A 25,479-nucleotide genomic window follows, 5' to 3' on the forward strand; every position below is an offset into this window, starting at 1 on the left:
CGCGTCAGCTCGCCGACAGCGCCTTGTCGACCACCTGCTGCGCCTCGCCGAGGATGCGTGCAAGGTGGTCGTCGCCGAGGAAGCTCTCGCCGTAGATCTTGTAGATGTTCTCCGTGCCCGACGGCCGCGCGGCGAACCAGCCGTTCTCGGTGACGACCTTCACGCCGCCGATGGCCGCGCCGTTGCCCGGGGCGTGGCTCAGCACGTTCTCGATCTTCTCGCCCGCCAGCGTGGTCGAGGTGATCTGCTGCGGCGACAGGGCCGACAGGCGCTTCTTCTGCTCGGGCGTAGCGGGTGCGTCCACGCGGTCGGACACGGGGCGCCCCAGCGCCTGCGTCAGCTCGGTGAAACGCTCGCCGGGGTCGCGACCCGTGCGCGCGGCGATCTCGGCCGAGAGCAGGGCGGGCACGATGCCGTCCTTGTCGGTGGTCCATGCGCTGCCGTCGTGGCGCAGGAAGGTGGCGCCCGCGCTTTCCTCGCCACCGAAGCCCAGCGAGCCGTCGACCAGCCCGTCGACGAACCACTTGAAGCCCACGGGCACCTCGTACAGCGGGCGGCCCAGCCGCGCCGCCACCCGGTCGATCATGCGGCTGCTGACCACGGTCTTGCCGACGGCCGCCTGCGGCGGCCAGTGCGGGCGGTGCGTGAAGAGATAGTCGATCATCACCGCGAGGTAGTTGTTCGGCTGCATGAGGCCCGCGCTGCGCGTGACCACGCCGTGGCGGTCGTGGTCGGTGTCGCAGGCGAAGGCGATGCCGAAGCGGTCTTTCAGCGCGACCAGCCCGTGCATCGCGTCGGGCGACGACGGGTCCATGCGGATGCGGCCGTCCCAGTCGAGCGACATGAAGCGGAAGGTCGGGTCGACGGCCTGACTCAGCACGTTCAGGCGCTGGAGCTTGTAGCGCGCGGCAATGGCGGGCCAGTAGTGCACGCCGGCACCGCCCAGCGGATCGACGCCCAGGTCGATGGTGCCGCCGCGGATCGCGTCCATGTCGAGCACCTGGGCCAGGTCTTCGACGTAGGTGTTCAGGTAGTCGTGGCGGTGCGTGGTGGAGGCCTTCAGCGCCTGCGCCAGCGGCATGCGCTTCACGCCTTCGAGCTTGTTCGCCAGCATCTGGTTGGCGGCGGCTTCGACGGCGGAGGTGATGTCGGTGCCCGCGGGGCCGCCGTTCGGCGGGTTGTATTTGAAGCCGCCGCTTTCGGGCGGGTTGTGCGAAGGCGTGATCACGATGCCGTCGGCCAGGCCACTCGTGCGTCCGCGGTTGTAGACCAGGATGGCGTGGGACACGGCCGGCGTGGGCGTGTACTCGTCGTCCTTCGAGAGCATCAGCTCGACACCGTTGGCCGCCAGCACCTCGACCGCGCTGGCGAAGGCGGGCGTCGACAGCGCGTGCGTGTCGATGCCCAGGAACAGCGGGCCGTCGATGCCCTTTTGCTTGCGGTAATCGCAGATGGCCTGGCTGATCGCCAGCACATGCCACTCGTTGAACGCGTCGTCGAACGACGAGCCGCGATGGCCCGAGGTGCCGAAGGCCACGCGCTGGCTCGGTACGGCCGGGTCGGGGCGACCGGTGTAGTAGGCCGAAACGAGGCGCGGCACGTCCACCAGCAGGTCAGACGGGGCCGGCTGGCCCGCGAGGGGATGGGAAGAGGTGCTCATGTCGAAAGCGGGTGATGAAATGGGAGCGCGCCGGCGGTGCCGTGCGCGGCCGTTCAGCATACGCCATGGTCCGGGCCGGTTTGCCGCCTGCGCGCCCGTTCGCAGCGCTTCGCTTACAACGCTTTCAATGTGAGCGGCGCGTGCGGACCCGCTCCGGGCCGTCGCCCGTGGCCAGCCACCGGGCCGGCACCTCGAAGTACGCGGCGATCGCATGCAGGTGCAGGGTACCGGCGCCGCTGTGGCGGTCGGTGAGCCAGCGGATCACGGTGGGGGCGCTGACGCCGCACTGTCGGGCGAGCTCGGATTTCCATTGAGGCTGCGATCCGGCAACGAGCGAGATCAGGCGGTCTTGAAAGCTGGCATTCATGGTCGGCCCCCTTTGGCGACAACAGCGGTCGGCTCTGAATCTCCTCGAAACGTGCAAGGGACCCAACCCCTCCTTCGCAGGGGCTGGTAGTTTTTTGCATGGAGGGTGATCTAGTTCCGACGCGCGGTGGGTGCACCCGTCGGCGCCAGCGTCAGAATGAGGGTGCATATCGACCAAGAAAGGTCGAAGGGGGTGTGCCATGAAAGTGATGATGCTGGACGACCACGCGTTGTTCCGCGCGGGTCTGCGCATGCTACTGGAGAGCATGGAACGCAATGCCGAAATCTTCGAAGCCGCCACGGTCGATGAGGCCTGCGCCCTGGCGCTGCGCCACCCCGACCTGGCGATCTGTCTGCTGGACCTCGAACTCAAGGGCGAGTACGGCCTGGACGCGCTGGTGCGCCTGAAGGCGGCGGCGCCCGACATCGCGGCCGTGGTGGTGTCGGCGTCGACCGATGTCGACATCATCCGTGGCTGCCTGGAAGCCGGCGCCATGAGCTTCGTGCCCAAGAGCATGCCGGCCGACTTCCTGAAACGAGCCTTCGAAACCGTGCTGGCGGGGGAGGTCTACCTGCCGCAGGAAATCCTGCACCTGGGGCCGAAGAGCACCGCCAGGCCGACGCTCAGCCCGCGGCAGGCCGACACGTTGCACGGCCTGGCGCGCGGGCTGCCGACCAAGTCGATCGCGCGCGAGCTCGGCCTGTCCGAGCACACGGTGAAGGAATACATCGGCACCTTGTTCCAGGCGCTGGGTGTGCACAATCGCACCGAGGCCGTGATCACGGGCATCCGCCTGGGGCTGTTGTCCCCGTTGCAGCGCAAGGGGTCATGAACGGGCCGCCGCGGGCGGCTAAGCTTCAGGCTGGTTTCAAGGAGCAAGACAAGATGCGCATGACGATTGGCCGGCACGGGGTTCTTCTGATGGCTGTGGCCCTGGCCGCAGTGCTCGCGGGCTGCGAGGCCCCGCCCAAGGACCGGCCGCTCACCTCCGACGTGCCGGCACCGCCGAGCTTCGCGCCGCCGCCCGAGAGTTGCCAGGCCCCCGAGGTGCGCTTTGCGCTCGGCTTGCAGGCGACGCGCCCGTTGCTCGAAGAGATGCGTCAGCGCGCCGGCGCGAAAACTGCGCGTACCGTGCCGGCCACGGCGCCGGCCGATCCGGCGCAGGATGCGACACGGCTCAACGCGCAGGTCGATCCCACGGGACGCATCCTCGGCGCGTACTGCGGCTGAGCCGCACACGCCAATTCAGCGGCCTCATTGCGAGGCCAGCGCCTCCATCAGGTCGGTCTCGATGGCCAGCTGTGTTTTCTGGCCCTGCAGCTCTGGTCCGCTGATCAGGAAGGTGTCTTCCACGCGTTCGCCCAGGGTCGTCACCTTCGCCAGTTGAAGGTTCAGGTGATGCCGCGCGAGCACGCGCGCCACCGAATACAACAGGCCCGCGCGGTCGCTGGCCGAGATGCTGAGCAGCCAGCGCTGTGCCTTGTCGTCGGGCACGAGGCTGATGCGCGGCTTGATCGGAAAACTGCGCACCCGGCGTGACACGCGTCCCATGCTCGGCGCGGGCAGGGCGCCGGCTTCGGTGAGCGTTTGCGCCAGGCCCGTTTCGACCATGCTGATCAGGTCGCGGTAGTGGTCGGGCTGGAAGGTCGTCACCACCTGGAAGGTGTCGAGCGCGTAGCCGTTGCTCGTGGTGTGGACCTTGGCGTCCAGGATGCTGAATGACGCCTGGTCGAAGTAGCCGCAGATGCGCGCGAAGAGGTCGGACTGGTCGGGTGTGTAGACCACCACCTGCAGGCCTTCGCCCACCGGCGACAGGTGCGCGCGCACGATGGGCAACGCCTTCGGGTCGATGGGCACGTTCTTCGGCGGCACGAAGCGCGACAGCTGCTTGGCGTGCCAGGCGATCTCGGTGGCGTCGTGACGCATGAAGTAGCCGACGTCGAGCGTGTCCCACAGCGCCTTGTGCGCCTCGAAGCGCTGGGCGTGCAGGGCGAGCTGCACCAGCGCCTCGCGCTTGCGGGCCTCGACCTCGGCGTCCGGGTCGGGCATGCGACCGCCGAGGGCGCGCAGCGTGAAGCGGTACAGGTCTTCGAGCAGCTTGCCCTTCCAGGCATTCCACACGCGCGGCGAGGTGCCGCGGATGTCGGCCACCGTCAGCAAGTACAGCGCCGTGAGGTAGCGCTCGTTGCCCACGCGCTTGGCGAAGGCGCCGATGACCTCGGGGTCGCCCAGGTCCTGCTTCTGCGCGACCTGGCTCATCACCAGGTGCTCGGCCACGAGGAATTCGATGAGCTTGGCGTCTTCGCGCGCGATGCCGTGCTGCTTGCAGAAGCGCCGCACGTCGCGCGCGCCGAGCGTGGAGTGGTCGCCGCCGCGGCCCTTGGCGATGTCGTGGAAGAGGGCGGCGACGTAGAGAATCCAGGGCTTGTCCCAGCCGGCCGCGAGCTGCGAGCAGCCCGGGTACTCGTGTGCATGCTCGGCGATGAAGAAGCGGCGCACGTTGCGCAGCACCATCAGGATGTGCTGGTCGACCGTGTACACGTGGAACAGGTCGTGCTGCATCTGCCCCACGATGCTGCGGAACACGCGCAGGTAGCGCCCCAGCACCGAGGTCTGGTTCATGAGCCGGAAGGCATGCGTGATGCCGTAGGGCTGCTGCAGGATCCGCATGAAGGTCACGTGGTTGACCGGGTCGTTGCGGAACTTGCTGTCCATGACATGGCGCGCGTTGTACAGCGCACGCAGCGTGCGCGCCGACAGGCCCTTCACGCCGATGGTCTTCTGGTACAGCAGGAAGGTCTCGAGCACCGCGTGCGGCTCGCGCTCGTACAGGTCGTCGCTCGCGATCTCGATCAGGCCGGCGCGTTCGTAGAAACGCTCGTTGATCGTCGTGGGCTGCTCGTCGATGGGCTGCAGCCGCTCGGAAATGTTGAGCAGCAGGATCTGGTTGAGCTGCGACACCGCCTTGGCCGCCCAGTAGTAGCGGCGCATCAGCGCTTCGCTCGACTTGCGCTGCGACTCGCTCTCGTAGCCGAAGCTCGCGGCCACGGCGGTCTGCAGGTCGAACACCAGCCGGTCTTCGCGCCGGTTGGCGATCACGTGCAGGCGGGCCCGAATGAGCGAGAGCAGGGCCTCGTTGCGCTTGATCTGCTGCGCCTCGAAGGGCGTGGCCAGGCCGTTCTTGGCCAGGTCGTCCCAGCGGCTGCCGAAGCCGGCGGCCTTGCTCATCCACAGGATGGTCTGCAGGTCGCGCAGGCCGCCTGGCGATTCCTTGCAGTTGGGCTCGAGCGCGTAGGGCGTGTTGTCGAATTTCTGGTGGCGGTGCCGCATTTCCTGCGACTTGGCCACGAAGAAGGCCTGCGGATCGATGGCCTGGGTGAAGCGGCGGCGAAAGGCCGCGAAGAGTTTCTTGTCGCCCGTGATCAGGCGCGATTCGAGCAGTGAGGTCTGGACCGTGATGTCCTTGGCGGCCTCGTCCAGGCACTCCTCGAGCGTGCGCACGCTCGAGCCGATCTCGAGCCCGGCGTCCCAGCACTGGCCAATGAAGGCCTCGATGCGGGCCGGCTCGACGCCGCTGTCCTGGCCCTCGGGCGGCAGCAGCAGCAGCACGTCGACGTCGGAGTACGGAAACAGCTCGCCGCGCCCGTAGCCGCCCACCGCGACCAGCGCGAAGGCGTCGCCGAAGCCGGCTTCGTTCCACAGCGCAGTGAGCGTCTGGTCGGCCAGTGCCGAGAGCTGGCGCAGCACCGTGTGGACGCTGCGGGTGGGCGCGCGTGCGAAGCGCAGGGTGTCGAAAAGGGCGAGCTTTTTCGCGCGATAGGCTTCGCGCAGCGTCGCCACGTCGATCTTGGCTGCTTCGATCACGGCGGGGGCGCGCTTCGGCGCGTCAGGTTTTGGTAGAGGTGACGAAGGCCGGCAGCGGCGGGCTGCCTTCGGAGAGCGTCAGCACCTCGTAGCCGGTCTCGGTGACCAGCACCGTGTGCTCCCACTGGGCCGACAGCGAGTGGTCGCGCGTGACGATGGTCCAGCCGTCGTACTGGCCGCCCTTGAAGTCTTCCTTCACGTCGCGCTTGCCGGCGTTGATCATCGGCTCGATGGTGAAGATCATGCCGGGCTTGAGCTCTTCCATGGTGCCCGGGCGGCCGTAGTGCAGCACCTGGGGTTCTTCGTGGAAGCGCTGGCCCACGCCGTGGCCGCAGAACTCGCGCACGATCGAGAAGCCCTGGCCCTCGGCGAATTTCTGGATCGCATGGCCCACGTCGCCCAAGTGGGCGCCGGGGCGCACCTGCAGGATGCCGTGCCACATGGCTTCGAAGGTGATGCTGCACAGGCGCTTGGCCGCGATGGAGGCATCGCCGATCACGAACATGCGGCTGTTGTCGCCGAACCAGCCGTCCTTGATGACGGTGACGTCGACGTTCATGATGTCGCCCTTCTTCAGGGGCTTGTCATTGGGGATGCCGTGGCACACCACGTGGTTCACCGAGGTGCACAGCGACTTCGGGAACGGCACGCTGCTGGCGCCCATGTAGCCCACCGTGGCCGAGGTGGTGCCCTGCTTGACCATGTACTCGGCGGCCAGCCGGTCCACGTCGTTGGTCGTGATGCCGGGCTTGATGAAGGGCGTGAGGTAGTCCAGCACCTCGGAACCGAGGCGGCAGGCGACCCGCATGGCTTCGATGCCTGCGGCGTCTTTGTAGGTAATGCTCATGCCCCGAATTATCCCATTCGGCAAATGAACCTGCCCCCAACACGGAGCACTTCGTGTTCCGTTGCCCCCCGAGGGGGGCGGCCATCTTGGGGCGGCCCGGCGATGGCCTAAAATTCTGGGTTAACGCGGATGACCCCAGTCAGCGGCCATCCGCCTCGATTCCTTGATTTCCAACGCGCCCCCCGAGGCCCCATCGACCGTGACGCAGCCCGCACCCCAAGCCCTTCCTGTCGTAACCATGTTCGAGGGCGGCAGCGCACTCAGCGACTTCCGTGCACGGCAACTGCTGCCGAAGCTGCAGGCCATCGAACCGCGCATCGAGGGCATTTCGGCCCGTTTCGTCCACCTGGTGGTCACCGATGCGTCGCTGGGCGACGCCGACCGCGAGCGCTTTGCCGCGCTCCTGACCTACGGCGAGCCCTTCGAGGCCCCGGCGGCCAAGGCGAGCGCCTCGGTGGTCGTCACGCCCCGCCTGGGCACCGTGTCGCCCTGGGCCTCCAAGGCCACCGACATCGCCCACAACTGCGGCCTGGCGCTGCGCCGCGTCGAGCGCGTCACCCAGTACCACCTGAAACTCAAGTCGCCGCTGATCGGCAAGGCCCCCGTGCTTGAAGGCGACGCTCTGGCCGCCGTGGCCGGCCCGCTGCACGACCGCATGACCGAATCGGTGCTCGCCGCGGTCGAGCAGGCGGCCAGCCTGTTCAGCGAACTGCCGGCCCAGCCGATGGCGCAGGTCGACGTGCAAACGGGCGGGCGCGACGCCCTGGTGGCGGCCAACACCGGCTTCGGCCTGGCGCTGGCGGAAGACGAAATCGACTACCTCGTCGAAGCCTTCACCCGCCTGGGCCGCAACCCCAGCGACGTCGAGCTGATGATGTTCGCGCAGGCCAACAGCGAGCACTGCCGCCACAAGATCTTCAACGCCAACTTCACCATCGACGGCGTGGCCCAGCCGCAGAGCCTGTTCTCGATGATCCGCCACACCGAGAAGCAGAACCCGCAGCACACGGTGATCGCCTATGCGGACAACGCCTCGGTGATGGAAGGCGCGACCATCGAGCGCTTCATTCCCGTCGAAGGCTCGCAAAGCTATCAAAAAGATAGCGCCCTGAGCCATGTGCTGATGAAAGTCGAGACGCACAACCACCCGACCGCCATTTCCCCGTTCCCCGGCGCCTCGACCGGCGCGGGCGGCGAGATCCGCGACGAAGGCGCCACCGGTCGCGGCTCCAAGCCCAAGGCGGGCCTGACCGGCTTCACGGTTTCGAAGCTCTGGCCGGAAGACGGCCACTACGGCAAGCCCGAGCACATCGCCAGCCCGTTGCAGATCATGACCGAGGGTCCGCTGGGCGGCGCCGCGTTCAACAACGAATTCGGCCGTCCCAACCTGCTGGGCTACTTCCGCGAGTACGAGCAGGCGGTGACGAGCGATCTCGACACCGTGCAGCGCGGCTACCACAAGCCCATCATGATCGCGGGCGGCCTGGGCAGCATCGACGCCACCCAGACCAAGAAGATCCTGTTCCCGGCCGGCTCGCTGCTGATCCAGCTCGGCGGGCCCGGCATGCGCATCGGCATGGGCGGCAGCGCCGCCAGCTCGATGGCGACCGGCGCCAACGCGGCCGAACTCGACTTCGACTCGGTGCAGCGCGGCAACCCCGAAATCGAACGTCGCGCGCAAGAGGTCATCAACCACTGCTGGCAGCAGGGCGCGGCCAACCCGATCCTGGCGATCCACGACGTGGGCGCTGGCGGCCTGAGCAACGCCTTCCCCGAACTGACCAACGACGCCGGCCGCGGCGCGCGCTTCGACCTGCGCGCGGTACCGCTCGAAGAGTCGGGCATGGCCCCCAAGGAAATCTGGTGTAACGAGAGCCAGGAGCGCTACGTGCTGGCCATCGCGCCCGAATCGCTCGAGCAGTTCAAGGCCTTCTGCGAGCGTGAGCGCTGCCCGTTCTCGGTGGTCGGCGTGGCGACCGAAGACCGCCAGCTGCTGGTGGCGGACGAAGGCGCGGCGGTGCAGCCCGTCGACATGCCCATGGACGTGCTGCTGGGCAAGCCGCCCAAGATGCACCGCGACGTGAAGACCGTCGCCCGCAGCTTCAAGCCGCTCGACCTCACGGGCGTCGACCTGCAGAAGGCCGCCATCGACGTGCTCGCGCACCCGACCGTGGCTTCGAAGCGCTTCCTCATCACCATCGGCGACCGCAGCGTGGGCGGCCTGACGCACCGCGACCAGATGGTCGGCCCGTGGCAGGTGCCGGTGGCCGACTGTGCCGTGACGCTGGCCGACTACAAGGGCTTCGCCGGCGAAGCGATGAGCATGGGCGAGCGCACGCCGCTGGCCGCACTCGACGCGCCGGCCTCGGGCCGCATGGCCGTGGCCGAGGCGATCACCAACCTGCTGGCCGCACCGATCGAACTCTCGCGCGTCAAGCTGTCGGCCAACTGGATGGCCGCCTGCGGCGAGCCCGGCGAAGACGCTGCGCTGTACGAGACCGTCAAGGCCGTGGGCCTGGAGCTGTGCCCAGCGCTGGGCGTGTCGATTCCGGTCGGCAAGGATTCGCTGTCGATGCGCACGCAGTGGAAGGACAACGGCGAAGCCAAGAAGGTCACCTCGCCCGTGAGCCTGATCGTCACCGCCTTCGCCTCACTGGCCGACGTGCGCGGGACGCTCACGCCGCAGCTCGACGCCACCGAAGACGACACCACGCTGGTGCTTATCGACCTCGGCCGTGGCCAGCACCGCATGGCCGGCAGCATCCTGTCGCAGACGCTGAATCAGAGCGGCGATACCGTGCCCGACCTCGACGACCCGGCGCAACTCGTCGCGCTGGTCAACGCCGTGAACGCGCTGCGCGCCGACGGCAAGATCCTCGCGATGCACGACCGCAGCGACGGCGGCCTGTTCGCCACCGCCTGCGAAATGGCCTTTGCCGGCCATGTCGGCGTGGCGCTGAACGTCGACATGCTGGTCACCGAAGGCGACGGCATTTCGGACAGCCGCATGGAAACCGGCGACGCCAAGAACTGGGCGCAGCAGGTCAGCGCGCGCCGCGAAGAGCTCACGCTCAAGGCGCTGTTCAACGAAGAACTGGGCATGGTGCTGCAGGTGCGCACCGCCGAGCGCAACGACGTCATGCAGGTGCTGCGCGCCCACGGCCTGAGCACGCACAGCCACTTCGTCGGCAAGACGCGTCCCGCCAGCTCCACCATGGATGCGGGCAAGGGCAAGCTCGAAGTCTGGCGCGATGCCAAGTCGGTGTTCAGCGCGAGCCTGCACGACCTGCACCAGGTCTGGGATTCGGTCAGCTGGAAGATCGCCCGCGAGCGCGACAACCCGGCCTGCGCCGATGCCGAGCACGCCGCCGCCGGCGTGCCGAACGACCCGGGTATGCATCTGTTCCTGCCGAACGCCCCGGTGGCACCGGCCATCCTGCAGTCGCGCCCCAAGGTCGCGATCCTGCGCGAGCAAGGCGTCAACTCGCACGTCGAGATGGCCTATGCCTTCACCGAAGCCGGCTTCGAGGCCTTCGACGTCCACATGACCGACCTGCAGACGGGCAGGGCGGACCTGGCCGCGTTCAAGGGCGTGGTCGCCTGCGGCGGCTTCAGCTATGGCGACACGCTGGGCGCGGGCATCGGCTGGGCGCGCAGCATCACCTTCAACCCGAAGCTGGCCGAGCAGTTCAAGACCTTCTTCGGCCGCGCCGACACCTTCGGCCTGGGCGTGTGCAACGGCTGCCAGATGTTCGCCGAGCTGGCCGACATCATCCCGGGCGCCGAGGCCTGGCCGCGCTTCACCACCAACCAGAGCGAACGTTTCGAGGCGCGTCTGTCGATGGTCGAGGTGCTCGAGTCGCCCAGCATCTTCTTCGCGGGCATGACCGGCAGCCGCCTGCCGATCGCGGTGGCGCACGGCGAGGGCTATGCCAACTTCAAGCACCGCGGCGACGCGGCCAAGGCCATCGGCGCGATGCGCTTCGTGGACAACCACGGCCAGCCGACCGAGCAGTACCCGTTCAACCCGAACGGCAGCGCCGGCGGCCTGACTTCGGTCACCACGCCGGACGGCCGCTTCACCGCCGTGATGCCGCACCCGGAGCGCGTGTTCCGCAACATCCAGATGAGCTGGACCTCGGGCGACAAGAGCGACCTGAGCCCTTGGATGCAGATCTGGCGCAACGCGCGCAAGTGGGTGGGGTGATCGGACGTCGCTAGGCCGTGCAAGCGGCCTGACTCAGGTCAATAAGAAATGCCCTCCAGGCTTTGGCCTGAAGGGCATTTTTCATTGGGGGCGCCTGTCGGCGGGACCCGGTTTCTCAAAGACTTCAGCATCACGCCCCAATGAAAAAAGCCCCGCAGTCGCGGGGCTTTTTCTAGGGCGATGGCCGCAGGCTTACTCGACCTTTGCCTTCGCGCGCAGATCTTCCTGGTACTTCTGCAGGCGCTGCTGCTGCAGCTGCTGCGTGATCTGCGGCTTCACTTCTTCCAGCTTCGGCAGTTGGGCCTGGCGGATGTCGTCGACGCGGATGATGTGGTAGCCGAACTGGGTCTTGACCGGGGCAGGGGTGGTCTCGCCCTTCTTGAGCTTGATCATCGCTTCCGAGAACTCGGGCACGAAGCTGGCGGGGTTGGCCCAGTCGAGGTCGCCGCCGTTGGCGCCCGAACCCGGGTCCTTGCTCTGCTTCTTGGCGATGTCTTCGAACTTGGCGCCCTTCTTCAGGTCGGCCATGATCTTCTTGGCCTGGTCTTCGGTCTCGACCAGGATGTGGCGGGCCTTGAATTCCTTGCCGCCGTTGGCTGCCACGAACTTGTCGTACTCGGCCTTCACGTCGGCGTCGGACACCGCGTTGGTCTTGCGGTAGTTCTCGAACAGCGCGCGGATCATGATGGCCTGGCGGGCGAGCTCGAGCTGGTTCTTGTAGTCCTCGGTGGCGTCGAGGCCTTGCTTCTGCGCTTCCTGCATGAACACTTCGCGCGCCACGATTTCCTCGCGCAGCTGGCTTTGCATTTCAGGCGTCACCGGGCGGCCGGCGGCAGCCAGCTGCTGGGCCAGAACGTCCATGCGGGCCTTGGGCACCGGCTTGCCGTTCACGATGGCTGCGTTCTGCGCCAGAGCCGTCAGGGGGAGTGCACCGATCAGCGCTGCGGCCGCAACGGCCTGCAAGATGTGTTTTTTCATGAAATGAATATCAGGCTGGAGAGGAAATGCGCGTGTAGGAAAAGGCGCGGGAAAGAAAGCAGGAATCAGGAGGAAGGAAGGAGAGGGTGGGCGGCCGCGGCAAACGCGGCAAGCAACCGATTGGACGACTCAGAGCACCTCGATGGCGATGGCGTGCAGACCCTGTGCGATAAAAACTTGGAGGGCATCATACACAAGGCGATGCCGCGCCACGCGGGGCTTCCCGTCGAACAGTGGGGACGCGATGCGCACCCGGAAATGGGTGCCGTAGCCCTCGGCATTGGCACCCGCATGGCCCGCGTGGGAGGCGCTTTCGTCGATCACTTCGAGCTGCGTGGGCGCCAGCGATGCGCGCAGCGCCGCCTCGAGCGCGGCCACGGTGGGCAGGGGAAAGGTGGTGGCGTCGGTCATGCGGTCGGCTTGTCTTCTTTGAGGTGCGGCGCGATGTACAGGCCCTGCGCCACCAGGAAGACGATCGGGAACACGTAGCCCCAGAGCTTGAAGTTGACCCAGGCCTCGGTCGTGAAGTACGCCGCCACGTAGCCGTTGATGAGCGCCATGAAGAGGCAGTAGCCGATCCACGCCACGTTGAGCCGGCCCCAGATGCGTTCGGGCAGCTCGAGCTGCGCGCCCAGCAGCATCTTCAGGAAGTTCTTCTTCAGCGCCCACAGCGCCACCGCCAGCGCGACGGCCATGGCGCCGTACAGCACCGTCGGCTTCCACTTGATGAAGCGGTCGTCGTGCAGCACCAGCGTGAGCGTGCCGAACAGCAGGATCAGCACCAGCGTGGCCTTCTGCATCGCCTGCAGCTTGCGTTCCATCGCGTAGATGACGGCCATCTGCACCACGGTGGCGGCCATCAGCACGCCGGTGGCGGTGTAGATGTCGGCGAACTTGTAGGCGCCGAAGAACAGCAGGATCGGGAAGAAGTCGAGGAGCAGTTTCATTTCTTTTGGAAGTCGAGCGACGCCGAGTTCATGCAGTAGCGCAGGCCGGTTTCGGTGGGGCCGTCGGGGAACACGTGGCCCAGGTGGGCGCCGCAATTGGCGCACACGTTCTCGGTGCGCACCATGCCGTGCGAGCGGTCGACGATGTTGCGGATGGCGCCGGGCACCGCTTCTTCGGAGAAGCTGGGCCAGCCGCAGCCGGCGTCGAACTTGGTGGCCGCTTCGAAGAGCTTGGCGCCGCAGCAGATGCAGTGGTAGGTGCCGTCGTCCCAGTGGGCTTCGTACTTGCCGGTGAAGGGGCGTTCGGTGGCGGCGTGGCGCGTCACCTCGAAGGCGGCGGGTTCGGCACCCTTTTCAGCGAGCAGGGCTTTCCATTCGGCGTCGGTTTTCTGTACGGGCGTGGTCATGATGAGCAGCTGATTTCGATCGTGGAGGCCCAGTCGGGCGGGAAGCCGGCGTAGTCGTCGGCACCGGGGTGTTCTTCACATGGGGTTTGGAGCAGCGTCAGCAAGGTTGCCACACCCGCGTGGTTCTTTTGCTGACTGGCTTCGATGGCCTGCTGGCCCAGGTGGTTCCGCAGCACGAACTTGGGGTTCGACTGCAGCATCAATTTTGCCGCTTCGGCCCGCTGCGATTGTGCATGGCGCTCCGAAAAAGAGAGCAGCCAGGCATCGACGCCAGCCCGGTCGAGGAACAGGTCGCGCACCGGCTCGACGTTGCCGTCGGCCATGTGGTTCGACAGGCGGCGCCAGAAGATGGTGTGGTCGACCTTCTCGGCGGCCATCAGCTTGAGCACGCCCTCGATCAGCGCGCGGTCGCCCTCGGCGGGTTCCGTGAGGCCCAGCTTGGCGCGCATGCGGTCTTCGAAGGCGTTGGGGAACACGGTCTTGTACGACTCCAGCGCGGCCACGGCGATGTCCTGGTCGCCAATGAGCGGCAGCAGCGCCTGCGCCAGGCAGAACAGGTTCCAGTAGGCGACGTTGGGCTGCTGGTTGAAGGCGTAGCGGCCCTGGGTGTCGCTGTGGTTGCAGATGTGGCGCGGGTCGAAGCCGTCGAGGAACTGGAACGGCCCGTAGTCGATGGTGAGCCCGAGGATGCTCATGTTGTCGGTGTTCATCACCCCGTGGCAGAAACCCACGGCCTGCCACTGGGCGAGCAGGGCGGCGGTGCGCTCGCTCACGGCCTCGAGGAAGGCGGCGTAGGCATTGCCGTTGAACTGCGCGGTGGTGCGGCACTCGGGGTAGTAGCGGTCGATGACGTAGTCGGCCAGCGCGCGCAGCTCGTCTTCGCGCTGGTTGGCGGCGAAGTGCTCGAAATGGCCGAAGCGGATGAAGCTGGGCGCCACGCGGGTCACGACGGCGGCGCTTTCCAGCTCTTCGCGGCGCACGCGGGCGTCGGAGCCGGTCACGCACAGCGCGCGCGTGGTCGGAATGCCCAGGCCGTGCATGGCCTCGCTGCACAGGAACTCGCGGATGCTCGAACGGAGCACGGCACGGCCGTCGCCGCCGCGCGAGTAGGGCGTGCGCCCTGCGCCCTTGAGCTGCACTTCGAGCCCACCCTCGGTCTCGCCGAGCAGGATCGCGCGCCCGTCGCCCAGTTGCCCGGCCCAGACGCCGAACTGGTGGCCGCTGTAGACCGTGGCGAAAGGCCGCGTGCCCGCGACCGGCAGGCTGCCGGTGAGGGCGGCCAGCGTGGTGTCCGCGTCGCGCCAGCCGGGCGGCAGGCCCAGTTCGCGGGCGACGGCGTCGCTGTGGCCGACCCAGTACGGGTCGGGCAGCGGCGTGGGGCGCAGTTCGGTGAAAAAAGCGGGGCCCAGCGTCGAGAAGCCGGGCTTCCAACGCAGGCCCAGGTCGGCGACCGGGGTGTCTTCGGCTAACAAGCTCATGCCCGGATTGTCCGGCAGGCCGCGAAACCCCAGGCCACAGAGGCCATCGGGGACGTGGGGTGGAGGCCTTCGATCAGTTCAGCAGCGCGCCGCGCAGCGTCCCGGCGCCGTCGAGCGCCAGGCTGGCTCGGTACTGGGCCGGCGGCAGGCCGAACCAGCGCTTGCAGGCGCGAAAGAAGTTGCTGACGTCCACGAAGCCCAGCCGGTCGGCCACGTCCGCGAGCGTGTGGCGCTGTTCGGCCAGGTACTGCTTGGCGAGTTCGCGGCGGGTGCGGTCGAGCAGCGCCTGGAACGACACCGACTCCTCCTGCAGGCGGCGCTGCAGCGTGCGGTCGGCCAGCCCCAGGCCCGAGGCCACGTCCTGGCGGCGCGGCTCGCCGTGCTGCAGCCGGCGCGCGATCTCGGCGCACACCAGGCTGGCGGTGGTGGTCTGGCCCAGCAGGTTGAGTTGGTCTTCGAGCAGGTGCTCCTGCATCTCGCCCAGCGCCGGGTGGTGGGTGGGCAGCGGCATGGTCATGTCGGCCGACGACAGCAGCACGCGGTTGGCGGGCGCGTTGAAGCGGATCTCGCAGCCGAAGGCCTCGCGGTGCAGCCGGTCGTGGGCCGGCGGCGGGTAGACGAATTCCATGGCCAGCGGCTGCAGCTCGCGCCGCGTGAGCCATTGGCACTGCATGAGCACAGTCAGCAGGGCGTACTCGACGCGCTGGCGCGGAATCGGCAGGCTGCCGCCGGTGTGCTCCATGACCATCCAGCAGCCGCGCGCGTCGGACTGCAGCGAGAAGGCGGTGGCGTCGGAGATCACGGCCATGTAGCGCGTGAGCCGCGTCAGCGCCGCGCCCAGGGTGGGGCTGCAGGCCATGGCGTGGCCCACCGTGCCCAGCTTGCTGTGCGTGGCGGCCAGGTCGCGGTCCAGGCCCAGCGTGGGCCGCCCGGCATGCGCCACGGCCACCTGCCACAGCACCGAGATCTCGTCGACCGGGATGCGCGCGTTCTGGCGGTGCAGCGAGTCGGGGTCGAAGCCGGCATCGCGCAGCAGCGCGGGCACGTTCAGCCCCTCGGCCTCGAACATCGACAGCACCCCCTCCAGCCATGCGGCCGAGCTGGTGCGCAGCTCGGGCTGCGGACAGCCGGGGCGGCGCGACGGCCGGCGCGAATGGCGCGGCAGGGATGCTTCTGAAGTCATTCGATTGGCTCGCTTGCGATAGCAGTGAAAACGGGGCCGGTTCCTAGAATTTTTCCAGTGCACGGCGGCCCGGAGTATGGGTGCCGCGCGCCGAGCCAGGCATTCCGATTAACCCGGTGTGGAGACAAAACATGAAGACAACGACAACAGCACAAAACCAGGGTGCGGCAGGACAGACGGCGATGGCGCGCGCCATTGCAACGGTGGCCACGCTGGCCGCCGCGGCGGCGCTCGCGGCCTGCGGCGGTGGTTCGTCGGGGGCGACCGCCTTTCCCGTGCTGCCGCCGGCACCGGCTCCAGCGCCCGCTCCGGCGCCCGCCGCCGACGGCCCGATGGTGCGCCAGACCACGGCCGGCAAGGTCGAGGGCACGGACGACAGCGCCAAGAATGGCACCTGGTCCTGGAAGGGCGTTCCGTTCGCCCAGCCGCCGGTCGGCGCGCTGCGCTGGCGCGCACCGGTCGAGCCCGAAGCCTGGACCGGCATCCGCTCGGCCAAGGCCTTCGGCAACGCCTGCCTGCAGATCGGCCGGATCTTCAGCCCCGGCACCAGCAACACCTACGACGCCACCATCGGCACCAACCTGGGCAAGCCGGTCGGCAGCGAAGACTGCCTGTTCGTCAACATCTGGCGCCCGGCCACCACCGAGAAGAACCTGCCGGTGCTGCTGTTCATCCATGGCGGCAGCAACATTTCGGGTTACACGGCCGATCCGCTGTACGACGGCGCGGCGCTGGCCAAGGCCACCAATGCGGTGGTCATCACCGCCAGCTATCGGCTGGGCATCCTGGGCTTCCTGAACATGCCGCAGCTGCGGCCGGGCGGCACGGCGGGCGACGACTCGGGCAACTTCGCGCTGCTGGACAACATGGCGGCGCTGCGCTTCATCCAGGGCAATGTCGCCAACTTCGGCGGCGACCCGGGCAACGTCACGCTGTCGGGCGAATCGGCCGGCGCGACCAACCTGCTGGCGGTGATGACCTCGCCGATGGCCAAGGGCCTGTTCCACAAGGCCTTCGAAATGAGTGGCGGCATTTCGCTCGCGACCAACCTGCCGGCGAGGACGCTGCCTTCGCTGCAGCCGGTGTCGGTGTCGCAGACGCAGGGCCAGACGATCCTCGAAAAGCTGCTTGTCGCCGACGGCACCGTGGCCGACGACGCAGCGGCCAAGGTGTACATCGGCACGCGCACGCCGACGCAGATCGCCGAGTACATGCGTGCGCAGGCGGGCGGGGCGCTGCTGACCAAGGTCACCGCAGCCGGCCTGGGCAGCGTGGCGCCCATTCCCGATGGCACGGTGCTGCCGGCCGACCCGATCGGCGCCATCGCGGCCGACAAGTACGTCAAGGTGCCCATGCTCGCGGGCAACACGCGCGACGAAGGCAAGCTCTTTGCGTCGCTGCTGGGATCGCTGGGCATCCCGGGCCTGAAGGCGGGCTGGATCGTCAAGGACGACGTGCGCTTCTCGATGATGTTCAACTTCAACCCGGACGCCGCCCCCACGCTCACGGTGAACGAAATCATCGACGCATCCTACCTTCCGGTAGGTACTCCTGGCACGGGCTACAACGCAGCGACCGACATCGTCACGCAGGGCCTGTTCGGCGCCAATCGCGACAACCTGCTCAACACGATGAAGACGCGCCAGTCGAACATCTGGCACTACCGCCTCGACTGGTCGCAGGAGGCCGCGCCGTGGAACGACGTGTACGGCGCCGCACACGCCTTCGACCTGCCGTTCGTGTTCGGCAACTTCGAGGGTTCGCTGCTCAGCAACGTGATGGGCGGCAAGGCCAACGAGAAGGGGCGCGTGGCGCTGTCGAAGGCCGTCATGGCCAGCGTCGGTGCCTTCATGCGCAACGGCGATCCGAACACGCCCGAACTCGGTGCCACCTGGGGAACGTGGCCCTCGCAGTTGCTGCTCGACGCCACGCCCACCGCCACGAAGATCACCGCGGCACCCTGATCAAAGGGATCGCCGTCGCGCCCCGAGACGCGCCTGGGCAACGCATGCCATCAACCAAAAACGATAACGGAGACAACACCTTGAGAATTTCCACGCACCCCCGCCGATGGCACCTTGCCGCGTCGCTGCTCGCCACCGTGGCGGGCCTTGCGGCCTGCGGCGGCGGCTCGTCGGGCAGCAGCGGGTTCAGCTTCTTTCCGCCTGCCGCCGAAACGCCACCCGCGCAGCCGCCGGTCACGCCCGAGACGGGCCCGGTCCGCAAGTGGGGCTACATCACGCTGCCCGATGGCAACAGGATGCGCTACTCGCTGCTGCTGCCCAGCGGAGGCAACGCCACCTATCCGCTGCTGGTCGAGTACGACGGCTACAGCTCGGGCTCGGCCCCGAACATCGGCCAGCGCTGGCTGGCCGAGGGCTATGCGGTGATGGGCCTCAATCTGCCGGGCACCGGCTGCTCGACGGGCGACGACCAGGTCTTCGACGCCAGCACCGGTGCGGCCGGTGCCTTCGCCCTCGAATGGGCCGGCAAGCAGCCATGGTCGAACGGCAAGATCGGCATGATCGGCTACTCGTACTCGGGCTACAACCAGCTGTGGGTGGCGGCGCACCGGCCCAAGGGCCTGCTGGCGATCACGCCCAGCAAGAACGTGACCGACCCGTACCGCGACGTGGGCTACCCGGGCGGCATCAAGAACGTCGGCTTTCCCGCGCAGTGGTGGGGCGGCTTCCCGGCCACCTGGAACCGCGCGGCCGCGCTGGCCGCCAAGCTCGACGGCGACACGGAGTGCGCCAAGACCGTGGCCGACAACATCGAGAAGCTCAAGCGCCCCGATCTCGACCTGACCAAGTGGCTCGAGAACCCGTATGCCGACGGCCTCTACGTGAAGCGCAGCGCGTTCTACGAGACCGGCAAGATCGACATTCCCGCGCTGGGCACCCAGTCGTGGCAGGACGAGCAGATCGGTCCGCGCTCGGGCTACTACGAAGACACCATGGCGCCCGAAAAGATGTGGCTCATCAGCTCCAACGGCGACCACCACACCAACGTCACCTCCGACTACATCGACGGCACGCTCAAGCGCTTTCTCGCCCATTTCGTGAAGGGCGAGGACAACGGTTTCGAGAAGGAGCCGCACGTGCGCCTGCTGCAGGAAATGCAGCAGACCGACCAGAAGGCGATCAACGGCGCCGCCAAGCTGAAGCAGACGGCCGTGGCCGAGTTCGACCGCCTGCCGGTCAAGGTCAAGCCGATGCGCCTGTGGCTGCAGCCGGGCGGCGGCCTCGCCGATGCCAAGCCGACCGCCGGCGCGGCCTCGTCCGACTACCGGTATCCGGCCAAGAGCCCGGTGGTGAACAACCCGGCCGCCGAAGGCTGGCAGGCCGTGGCCGATGCCGAGAAGGACGGCCAGCTCACCTTCACCACCGCCGCCTTGCCCGACGACCTGAGCTTCTACGGGGAAGGCTCGGCCGACCTGTACCTGAGCGCCACCGCCGACAGCACCGACCTGCAGGTCACGGTGTCGGAAGTGCGGCCCGACGGCAAGGAGATGTTTGTGCAGCGCGGCTGGCTGCGCGCCTCCAAGCGGGCGCTCGACGTCGGCCGCTCCACCGAGCTGCGCCCCTTCGGCGACTTCACCCAGCCCAAGGAAGCGCCGCTGCAGTCCGGCCAGCCCAACCTGGTGCGCATCGAGATCCAGAAGTTCGCCCATGTCTTTCGCGCCGGCTCCAGCATCCGCGTGACGGTGGACTCGCCGTCGCAGACCGGCTTCTGGCTGTTCGGCAACGACACAAGGCCTTCGACCAACACGCTGTGGCACCAGGGCGCGAACGCGTCGAGCATCGTGCTGGGCTATGTCGCCTACCCGCATGCGGCCGACCGGCCCGAGTGCGGCAAGACGCTGCGCCAGCCGTGCCGCGCCAACGTGGTGACGGTGCCCGCGGGCATCGGTCCGAAGGCGCCCACTTGAGCCGCTTCGTTCAATCATGCAGTGCGGGTTTGTGTCATTGTGCAAGTGGCCGAAGCTTGCGTGAATCTCTCGTTCGCAACGCTTTTTGAAGTCATTTCACATAGGAGTCCGTAGATGCTGGGTTTGATGCAAGACCAACCGCTTTTGATCTCGTCGCTGATCGAGTTCGTCGAGCGCCACAACGGCGACGGCGAGATCGTCTCGCGCCGTGTCGAGGGTGATATCCACCGCTGCACCTGGAGCGACATCGCATCGCGCGCCAGGCAGGTGGCCAACGCGCTGGACGGCGAGCAACTGCTGTTCAGCGACCGCATCGCCACCCTGGCCTGGAACGGCTACCGTCACCTGGAGCTGTACTACGGCGTGAGCGGCAGCGGCCGCGTGCTGCACACCATCAACCCGCGCCTGCACCCCGACCAGATCGCGTGGATCGCCAACCATGCCGAAGACCAGATCCTGTGCTTCGACCTGAGCTTCCTGCCGCTGGTGCAGGCGGTGCATGCGCGTTGTCCCACGATCCGGAAATGGGTTGCACTGTGTGACGCCGACAAGCTGCCGGCCGACAGCGGCGTGCCCAACCTCGTGAGCTACGAAAGCTGGATGGGCACGCAGCCCACCGCGTACGACTGGCCCACCTTCGACGAGAACTCGGCCTCGAGCATGTGCTACACGAGCGGCACCACGGGCAACCCGAAGGCCGCGCTGTACAGCCACCGTTCGACCATGCTGCATGCCTACGCCGCCGCGCTGCCCGACGTCATGCGCATCTCGGCGCAAGACTCGGTGCTGCCGGTGGTGCCGATGTTCCACGTCAACGCCTGGGGCATTCCGTACTCGGCCGCGCTGGTGGGCTGCAAGCTCGTGTTCCCGGGCCCGTCGCTCGACGGCAAGTCGGTGTACGAGCTGATCGAAGCCGAAGGCGTGACCTTCGCGGCCGGCGTGCCCACCGTGTGGCAGATGATGCTGGGCCACATGCAGACCAACGGCCTGAAGTTCAGCAAGCTGAACCGCACCGTCATCGGCGGCTCGGCCTGCCCGCCGGCCATGATCACGGCGTTCCAGGAGAACTACAACGTCGAGGTGCTGCATGCCTGGGGCATGACCGAGATGAGCCCGCTGGGCACGTTGTGCACGCTGAAGAACAAGCACCTGTCGCTGCCCGCCGACGCGCAGCTGCAGATCCGCATGAAGCAGGGCCGCGCCATCTTCGGCGTCGACATGAAGATCGTCGACGGCAACGGCGACGAGCTGCCCTGGGACGGCAAGGCCTACGGCGACCTGTTGGTCAAGGGCCCCTGGGTCGTCAAGGAGTACTACAAGGGCGAGGGCGGCAACCCGCTGGTTGCTGACGGCGCGGGCCGCGGCTGGTTCCCCACCGGCGACGTGGCCACCATCGACGCCGAGGGCTACCTGCAGATCACCGACCGCAGCAAGGACGTGATCAAGTCCGGCGGCGAGTGGATCAGCTCCATCGACATCGAGAACATCGCCGTCGCGCACCCGGCCATCGCCATGGCGGCCTGCATCGGCGTGTTCCACCCCAAGTGGGACGAGCGCCCGATCATCGCCGTCGTGAAGAAGCCCGGCGCCGAAGTCACCCGCGAGGAGCTGCTGAAGTTCTACGAGGGCAAGACCGCCAAGTGGCAGATCCCCGACGACGTGGTGTTCGTCGAGGCCATTCCGATCGGCGCCACCGGCAAGATCCTCAAGACCAAGCTTCGCGAACTGCTCAAGGACTACAAGCTGCCGGGCCTCTGAAGCACGGCAAAGCCCACCCGCACTGTCGCGCACGCGATAGGAAGGCCGCCCCGGCGGCTTTCCTTCCGGGCATTCCCTGTGCGGCGAAGAAAAGGGCGCTTGTACGCTGGCGTCCCGCCTCTTTCACTCAGGAGACTCTTCATGCACTTCGGTATCAAGTCAGTGGCAGCCTGTGCCATGCTGGTGAGCGTTTCAGCGTCCTTCGCCCAGAAGGGCGAGACCGTCAAGATCGCCTGGCTCGACCCGCTGTCGGGTCTGATGGCGGCCGTGGGCACCAACCAGCTCAAGACCACCCAGTACCTGGCTGACGAGTTCAACAAGAAGAATGCCTCGGGCGTGAAGTTCGAGATCATCGCGATCGACAACAAGCTGAGCCCGCAGGAGACCACCGCGGCGCTGCGCTCGGCGCAGGACCAGGGCGCGCGCTACATCACCCAGGGCAACGGCTCGGGCCCGGCGCTCGCGATCATCGACGCCGTCGAGAAGAACAACGCGCGCAACCCCGGCAAGGAACTGCTCTACCTGAACTACGCGGCGGTCGACCCCGACCTCACCAACAGCAAGTGCAGCTACTGGCACTTCCGCCTCGATGCCGACACCTCCATGAAGATGGAGGCGCTGACCACCTGGATGAAGGACCAGCCCGACATCAAGAAGGTCTACATCCTGGGCCAGAACTACTCCCACGGCCAGCAGGTGTCCAAGTTCGCCAAGGAAGACCTGAAGGTCAAGCGCCCGGACATCCAGATCGTGGGCGACGACCTGCACCCGCTCGCGCAGGTGCGCGATTTCTCGCCCTACATCGCCAAGATCAAGGCCTCGGGCGCCGACACGGTCATCACCGGCAACTGGGGCTCCGACCTCTCGCTGCTCATCAAGGCGGCGAACGACTCGGGACTGGACGTCAAGTTCCTCACGTACTACGCACCGGGCGCCGGCACGCCCACGGCCATGGGCGCCACCTCGGCAGGCAAGGTCTACACCGTGGCCTATGCCCACTACAACATGGGCGGCGAGATCCAGCGGCTGCTGGCCGGCTACAAGAAGAAGATGAACGACGACCTGACGCAGTCCTCGATCTATCACACCTTCGCATTGCTCGATGCCGCTTTCGTGCAGACCAAGTCGACCGACCCCGTCAAGGTGGCCGCGGCGCTCGAAGGCATGAAGATCAAGAGCTTCAACGGCGAGGTCGAGATGCGCAAGGCCGACCACCAACTGCAGCAGGGTCTGTACATCTCGCGCTGGGAGAAGGCCAGCGCCAAGTACCCCTACGACGCCGAGAACACCGGCTACACCAACGTCCCTGTGAAGTATTACGAGTCGTATGTGGCGAGCACGCCCACGACCTGCCAGATGAAGCGCCCCTAGGCGTCTTTGTGAACGCATTTCCTACCCATCGGTAGAAGATACCTACCGCCGGGTAGCAAAAGAAGGAAATGCACTGTCGCCTGCGCGATAGATACGTGCCTTTGCAGCCCCTTCCTTACGGGCATTCCCTGAGGGGTGGGGTGGCAAAGACTTGTACGCTTGTGCAGCGTTTTTGATATCGGTTTGACCAGGAGATATAGATTGAAGTTCGCTCTGAAGATCGCTACCGCCGCCGTGCTTGCGGCAACTGCCGCCGGTGCATTTGCCCAGAAGGGTGAGACCGTCAAGATCGCGTGGCTGGACCCGCTGTCGGGCCTGATGGCGGCCGTCGGTACCAACCAGCTCAAGACCTTCCAGTTCCTGGCCGAAGAATTCAACAAGAAGAACGTGGCCGGCGTGAAGTTCGAGGTCATCGGTATCGACAACAAGCTCAGCCCGCAGGAAACCACCGCCGCGCTGCGCTCGGCCATGGACCAGGGCGCGCGCTACGTGGTGCAGGGCAACGGCTCCGGCCCGGCGCTGGCCATCATGGACGCGCTCGAAAAGCACAACGCCCGCAACCCGGGCAAGGAAGTCGTGTACTTCAACTACGCGGCCGTCGATCCCGACCTGACCAACAGCAAGTGCAGCTACTGGCACTTCCGCCTCGACGCCGACACCTCCATGAAGATGGAAGCGCTGACCACCTTCATGAAGGACCAGCCCGACATCAAGAAGGTCTACCTGATCAACCAGAACTACTCGCACGGCCAGCAGGTTGCCAAGTACGCCAAGGACAACCTCAAGACCAAGCGCCCCGACGTGCAGATCGTCGGCGACGACCTGCACCCGCTGGCCCAGGTGCGCGACTTCGCGCCCTACATCGCCAAGATCAAGGCCTCGGGCGCCGACACCGTCATCACCGGCAACTGGGGTTCCGACCTCGCGCTGCTCATCAAGTCGGCCAACGACGCGGGCCTGAACGTCAAGTTCTACACCTACTACGCCGTGACCAACGGCACGCCGACCGCCATGGGCGCGGCCTCGGACGGCAAGGTCTACATGGTGGGTTACAGCCACTACAACGCGCCGGGCCCGATCGCGCCGATGATGAACGAGTTCAAGAAGCGCTTCAACGAAGACCTGTACACGACGTCGCCGTACACCGTGTACGCGATGCTCGCCGAAGCCTTTGTGCGCACCAAGTCGACCGACCCCGTGAAGGTGGCCGCCGCCATGGAAGGCATGAAGTTCAAGAGCTTCAACGGCGACGTCGAGATGCGCAAGTCCGACCACCAGCTGCAGCAGGGCCTGTGGATCACGCGCTGGCAGAAGGCCGACGCGAAGAGCCCGTACAGCCCGGAAAACACCGGCTACACGCTGGCACCGGTCAAGTACTACGAGCCCTACGTCTCGAGCACGCCCACCTCGTGCCAGATGAAGCGACCCGGCGGCGCCTCCTGATCGCCCGCTGATCGCCCCCTGACCGGTCGAGGCCCGACTTCAACACTCGGGCCTCTTTCTTTTTCAACCGACACGGAAGACCGATGAACGTCGAATTCTTCGTCATCTCACTGCTCAACGGCGTCAGCTACGGCCTGCTGTTGTTCATGCTGAGCTCTGGCCTTACGCTGATCTTCAGCATGATGGGTGTGCTCAACTTCGCACACGCCAGCTTCTACATGCTGGGCGCCTATTTCGCCTACACCCTGTCGGGCCTCGTCGGCTTCTGGCCGGCCCTCATCCTGTCGCCGCTGCTGGTGGGCGCACTGGGTGCGGCCTTCGAGCGCTACAGCCTGCGCCGGGTCCACAAGTTCGGCCACGTGCCCGAGCTGCTGGTGACCTTCGGTCTTTCGTACCTCATCCTCGAGCTGGTCCAGCTGGTCTGGGGCCGTTCCACGGTGCCCTACGGCCTGCCCGAGGCACTGCAGGGCCCGCTCTTCACGCTGTACGGCACGCAGTTCCCCAAGTCGCGCTCCTTCATCATGCTGGTGGCGCTGCTGATGCTGGTGTCCGTGTGGCTGCTGCTCACGCGCACCCGCATCGGCCTGGTGATCCAGGCGGCGCTCAAGCACCCCGACATGGTCGAGGCGCTGGGCCACAACGTGCCGCGCGTGTTCATGCTGGTGTTCGGCGGCGGCGCCGCGCTGGCCGGCCTGGCGGGCGTGATCGGCGGCAACACCTATGTCACGGAGCCGGCCATGGCCGGTTCGGTCGGCACCATCATCTTCGTGGTGGTGGTGGTCGGCGGCATGGGCTCGCTGGCGGGCGCCTTCCTGGCGTCGCTGCTGATCGGCATCATCCAGACCTTCGCGGTCGCGCTGGACCAGTCGCTGGCCACCGCGCTGCAGGCCCTGGGCGTGGCCGTGACCGACCAGACCTTCGGCTACGAGCTGCTCAAGCTCACGATCTCGCAGGTCGCGCCGATCCTGCCGTACCTGTTCCTCGTGCTGATCCTCATCTTCCGCCCGAAGGGTCTTCTGGGCACCCGGGAGGACTGAC

Annotated in this window: 19 protein-coding genes; 9 read left to right on the top strand and 10 right to left on the bottom strand. The window is 67.0% G+C overall.

Translation table 11 applies throughout. The features are described 5' to 3' along the window. Positions 1 to 4: 4 nt before the first annotated feature. Together pgm and AC07Q9_RS08970 are read right to left on the bottom strand one after the other, a co-directional pair. Positions 5 to 1,660, bottom strand: coding sequence for a phosphoglucomutase (alpha-D-glucose-1,6-bisphosphate-dependent) (gene pgm / locus AC07Q9_RS08965; protein WP_495308834.1), 1,656 nt, complete (start codon positions 1,658 to 1,660; stop codon positions 5 to 7). Between the two features lie 124 nt (positions 1,661 to 1,784). Further along, on the bottom strand, positions 1,785 to 2,027 hold the full coding sequence (locus AC07Q9_RS08970) for a helix-turn-helix domain-containing protein (protein ID WP_489056744.1): 243 nt from the start codon (positions 2,025 to 2,027) through the stop codon (positions 1,785 to 1,787). A 199-nt stretch (positions 2,028 to 2,226) separates the two neighbouring features. Between AC07Q9_RS08970 and AC07Q9_RS08975 the strand changes: the two genes are divergently transcribed. Both AC07Q9_RS08975 and AC07Q9_RS08980 read left to right on the top strand, forming a co-directional pair. Continuing rightward, complete coding sequence (locus AC07Q9_RS08975) at positions 2,227 to 2,859, top strand: response regulator (RefSeq protein ID WP_495308837.1); 633 nt, start codon at positions 2,227 to 2,229, stop codon at positions 2,857 to 2,859. Between the two features lie 53 nt (positions 2,860 to 2,912). Next, complete coding sequence (locus tag AC07Q9_RS08980) at positions 2,913 to 3,257, top strand: hypothetical protein (protein ID WP_489056746.1); 345 nt, start codon at positions 2,913 to 2,915, stop codon at positions 3,255 to 3,257. 24 nt (positions 3,258 to 3,281) lie between these two features. Here AC07Q9_RS08980 and AC07Q9_RS08985 read toward each other — a convergent pair whose 3' ends face one another. Continuing rightward, the gene (locus AC07Q9_RS08985) at positions 3,282 to 5,891 is read right to left on the bottom strand and encodes a [protein-PII] uridylyltransferase (protein WP_495308839.1); all 2,610 of its coding nucleotides are present in this window, start codon (positions 5,889 to 5,891) and stop codon (positions 3,282 to 3,284) included. Positions 5,892 to 5,913: 22 nt separating this feature from the next. Beyond that, positions 5,914 to 6,738, bottom strand: a complete 825-nt coding sequence (gene map / locus AC07Q9_RS08990) for a type I methionyl aminopeptidase (protein WP_489056748.1) — start codon at positions 6,736 to 6,738, stop codon at positions 5,914 to 5,916. A gap of 238 nt (positions 6,739 to 6,976) precedes the next feature. On the opposite strand from map, the gene purL reads away from it, so the two are divergent. Next, positions 6,977 to 10,945, top strand: a complete 3,969-nt coding sequence (gene purL, locus AC07Q9_RS08995) for a phosphoribosylformylglycinamidine synthase (protein ID WP_495309949.1) — start codon at positions 6,977 to 6,979, stop codon at positions 10,943 to 10,945. A gap of 192 nt (positions 10,946 to 11,137) precedes the next feature. On the opposite strand, the gene AC07Q9_RS09000 is transcribed toward purL, so the two are convergent. The 6 genes from AC07Q9_RS09000 to AC07Q9_RS09025 all read right to left on the bottom strand — a co-directional run bounded on the left by AC07Q9_RS09000 (position 11,138) and on the right by AC07Q9_RS09025 (position 15,920). Further along, the gene (locus AC07Q9_RS09000; RefSeq protein WP_492677060.1) at positions 11,138 to 11,923 is read right to left on the bottom strand and encodes a peptidylprolyl isomerase; all 786 of its coding nucleotides are present in this window, start codon (positions 11,921 to 11,923) and stop codon (positions 11,138 to 11,140) included. Positions 11,924 to 12,052: 129 nt separating this feature from the next. Then, a complete protein-coding gene (locus tag AC07Q9_RS09005) occupies positions 12,053 to 12,334 on the bottom strand; it encodes a BolA family protein (RefSeq protein WP_099789140.1) in 282 nt (93 codons plus the stop codon). Continuing rightward, positions 12,331 to 12,870, bottom strand: coding sequence for a septation protein A (locus tag AC07Q9_RS09010; RefSeq protein ID WP_062471286.1), 540 nt, complete (start codon positions 12,868 to 12,870; stop codon positions 12,331 to 12,333). Before AC07Q9_RS09010 ends, AC07Q9_RS09005 begins: the two co-directional genes overlap by 4 nt. Next, a complete protein-coding gene (gene msrB / locus AC07Q9_RS09015) occupies positions 12,867 to 13,277 on the bottom strand; it encodes a peptide-methionine (R)-S-oxide reductase MsrB (protein ID WP_062471289.1) in 411 nt (136 codons plus the stop codon). The genes AC07Q9_RS09010 and msrB overlap by 4 nt, the downstream gene beginning before the upstream one ends. Next, positions 13,274 to 14,755 carry a protein adenylyltransferase SelO gene (locus AC07Q9_RS09020; RefSeq protein ID WP_495308842.1) on the bottom strand — a complete coding sequence of 494 codons (1,482 nt, stop codon included), beginning with the start codon at positions 14,753 to 14,755 and terminating at the stop codon, positions 13,274 to 13,276. The genes msrB and AC07Q9_RS09020 overlap by 4 nt, the downstream gene beginning before the upstream one ends. 73 nt (positions 14,756 to 14,828) lie before the next feature. Next, positions 14,829 to 15,920 carry an AraC family transcriptional regulator gene (locus AC07Q9_RS09025; RefSeq protein ID WP_495309952.1) on the bottom strand — a complete coding sequence of 364 codons (1,092 nt, stop codon included), beginning with the start codon at positions 15,918 to 15,920 and terminating at the stop codon, positions 14,829 to 14,831. A gap of 149 nt (positions 15,921 to 16,069) precedes the next feature. On the opposite strand from AC07Q9_RS09025, the gene AC07Q9_RS09030 reads away from it, so the two are divergent. From AC07Q9_RS09030 to AC07Q9_RS09055, 6 genes are all read left to right on the top strand, one after another. Continuing rightward, positions 16,070 to 17,902 carry a carboxylesterase/lipase family protein gene (locus AC07Q9_RS09030; protein WP_495308844.1) on the top strand — a complete coding sequence of 611 codons (1,833 nt, stop codon included), beginning with the start codon at positions 16,070 to 16,072 and terminating at the stop codon, positions 17,900 to 17,902. Between the two features lie 80 nt (positions 17,903 to 17,982). Beyond that, on the top strand, positions 17,983 to 19,869 hold the full coding sequence (locus AC07Q9_RS09035; protein WP_495308847.1) for a CocE/NonD family hydrolase: 1,887 nt from the start codon (positions 17,983 to 17,985) through the stop codon (positions 19,867 to 19,869). A gap of 114 nt (positions 19,870 to 19,983) precedes the next feature. Continuing rightward, complete coding sequence (locus AC07Q9_RS09040; RefSeq protein WP_495308849.1) at positions 19,984 to 21,627, top strand: 3-(methylthio)propionyl-CoA ligase; 1,644 nt, start codon at positions 19,984 to 19,986, stop codon at positions 21,625 to 21,627. A gap of 141 nt (positions 21,628 to 21,768) precedes the next feature. Then, positions 21,769 to 22,998 carry a branched-chain amino acid ABC transporter substrate-binding protein gene (locus AC07Q9_RS09045; RefSeq protein WP_489056757.1) on the top strand — a complete coding sequence of 410 codons (1,230 nt, stop codon included), beginning with the start codon at positions 21,769 to 21,771 and terminating at the stop codon, positions 22,996 to 22,998. Between the two features lie 201 nt (positions 22,999 to 23,199). Further along, entirely contained in the window at positions 23,200 to 24,441 is a 1,242-nt protein-coding gene (locus AC07Q9_RS09050) for a branched-chain amino acid ABC transporter substrate-binding protein (protein ID WP_492677067.1), read from the top strand. A gap of 83 nt (positions 24,442 to 24,524) precedes the next feature. Beyond that, positions 24,525 to 25,478, top strand: a complete 954-nt coding sequence (locus AC07Q9_RS09055) for a branched-chain amino acid ABC transporter permease (RefSeq protein ID WP_489056758.1) — start codon at positions 24,525 to 24,527, stop codon at positions 25,476 to 25,478. Position 25,479: the final 1 nt, after the last annotated feature.

Source organism: Variovorax sp. GW821-FHT09A10 (genome assembly GCF_059418385.1).

What these genes read in the sequence shown, in the direction of transcription:
- pgm (WP_495308834.1), bottom strand. Translation starts at nt 1,660, where the DNA reads ATGAGCACCTCTTCCCATCCCCTCGCGGGCCAGCCGGCCCCGTCTGAC.
- AC07Q9_RS08970 (WP_489056744.1), bottom strand. Translation starts at nt 2,027, where the DNA reads ATGAATGCCAGCTTTCAAGACCGCCTGATCTCGCTCGTTGCCGGATCG.
- AC07Q9_RS08975 (WP_495308837.1), top strand. Translation starts at nt 2,227, where the DNA reads ATGAAAGTGATGATGCTGGACGACCACGCGTTGTTCCGCGCGGGTCTG.
- AC07Q9_RS08980 (WP_489056746.1), top strand. Translation starts at nt 2,913, where the DNA reads ATGCGCATGACGATTGGCCGGCACGGGGTTCTTCTGATGGCTGTGGCC.
- map (WP_489056748.1), bottom strand. Translation starts at nt 6,738, where the DNA reads ATGAGCATTACCTACAAAGACGCCGCAGGCATCGAAGCCATGCGGGTC.
- purL (WP_495309949.1), top strand. Translation starts at nt 6,977, where the DNA reads ATGTTCGAGGGCGGCAGCGCACTCAGCGACTTCCGTGCACGGCAACTG.
- AC07Q9_RS09000 (WP_492677060.1), bottom strand. Translation starts at nt 11,923, where the DNA reads ATGAAAAAACACATCTTGCAGGCCGTTGCGGCCGCAGCGCTGATCGGT.
- AC07Q9_RS09005 (WP_099789140.1), bottom strand. Translation starts at nt 12,334, where the DNA reads ATGACCGACGCCACCACCTTTCCCCTGCCCACCGTGGCCGCGCTCGAG.
- AC07Q9_RS09010 (WP_062471286.1), bottom strand. Translation starts at nt 12,870, where the DNA reads ATGAAACTGCTCCTCGACTTCTTCCCGATCCTGCTGTTCTTCGGCGCC.
- msrB (WP_062471289.1), bottom strand. Translation starts at nt 13,277, where the DNA reads ATGACCACGCCCGTACAGAAAACCGACGCCGAATGGAAAGCCCTGCTC.
- AC07Q9_RS09020 (WP_495308842.1), bottom strand. Translation starts at nt 14,755, where the DNA reads ATGAGCTTGTTAGCCGAAGACACCCCGGTCGCCGACCTGGGCCTGCGT.
- AC07Q9_RS09030 (WP_495308844.1), top strand. Translation starts at nt 16,070, where the DNA reads ATGAAGACAACGACAACAGCACAAAACCAGGGTGCGGCAGGACAGACG.
- AC07Q9_RS09040 (WP_495308849.1), top strand. Translation starts at nt 19,984, where the DNA reads ATGCTGGGTTTGATGCAAGACCAACCGCTTTTGATCTCGTCGCTGATC.
- AC07Q9_RS09045 (WP_489056757.1), top strand. Translation starts at nt 21,769, where the DNA reads ATGCACTTCGGTATCAAGTCAGTGGCAGCCTGTGCCATGCTGGTGAGC.
- AC07Q9_RS09055 (WP_489056758.1), top strand. Translation starts at nt 24,525, where the DNA reads ATGAACGTCGAATTCTTCGTCATCTCACTGCTCAACGGCGTCAGCTAC.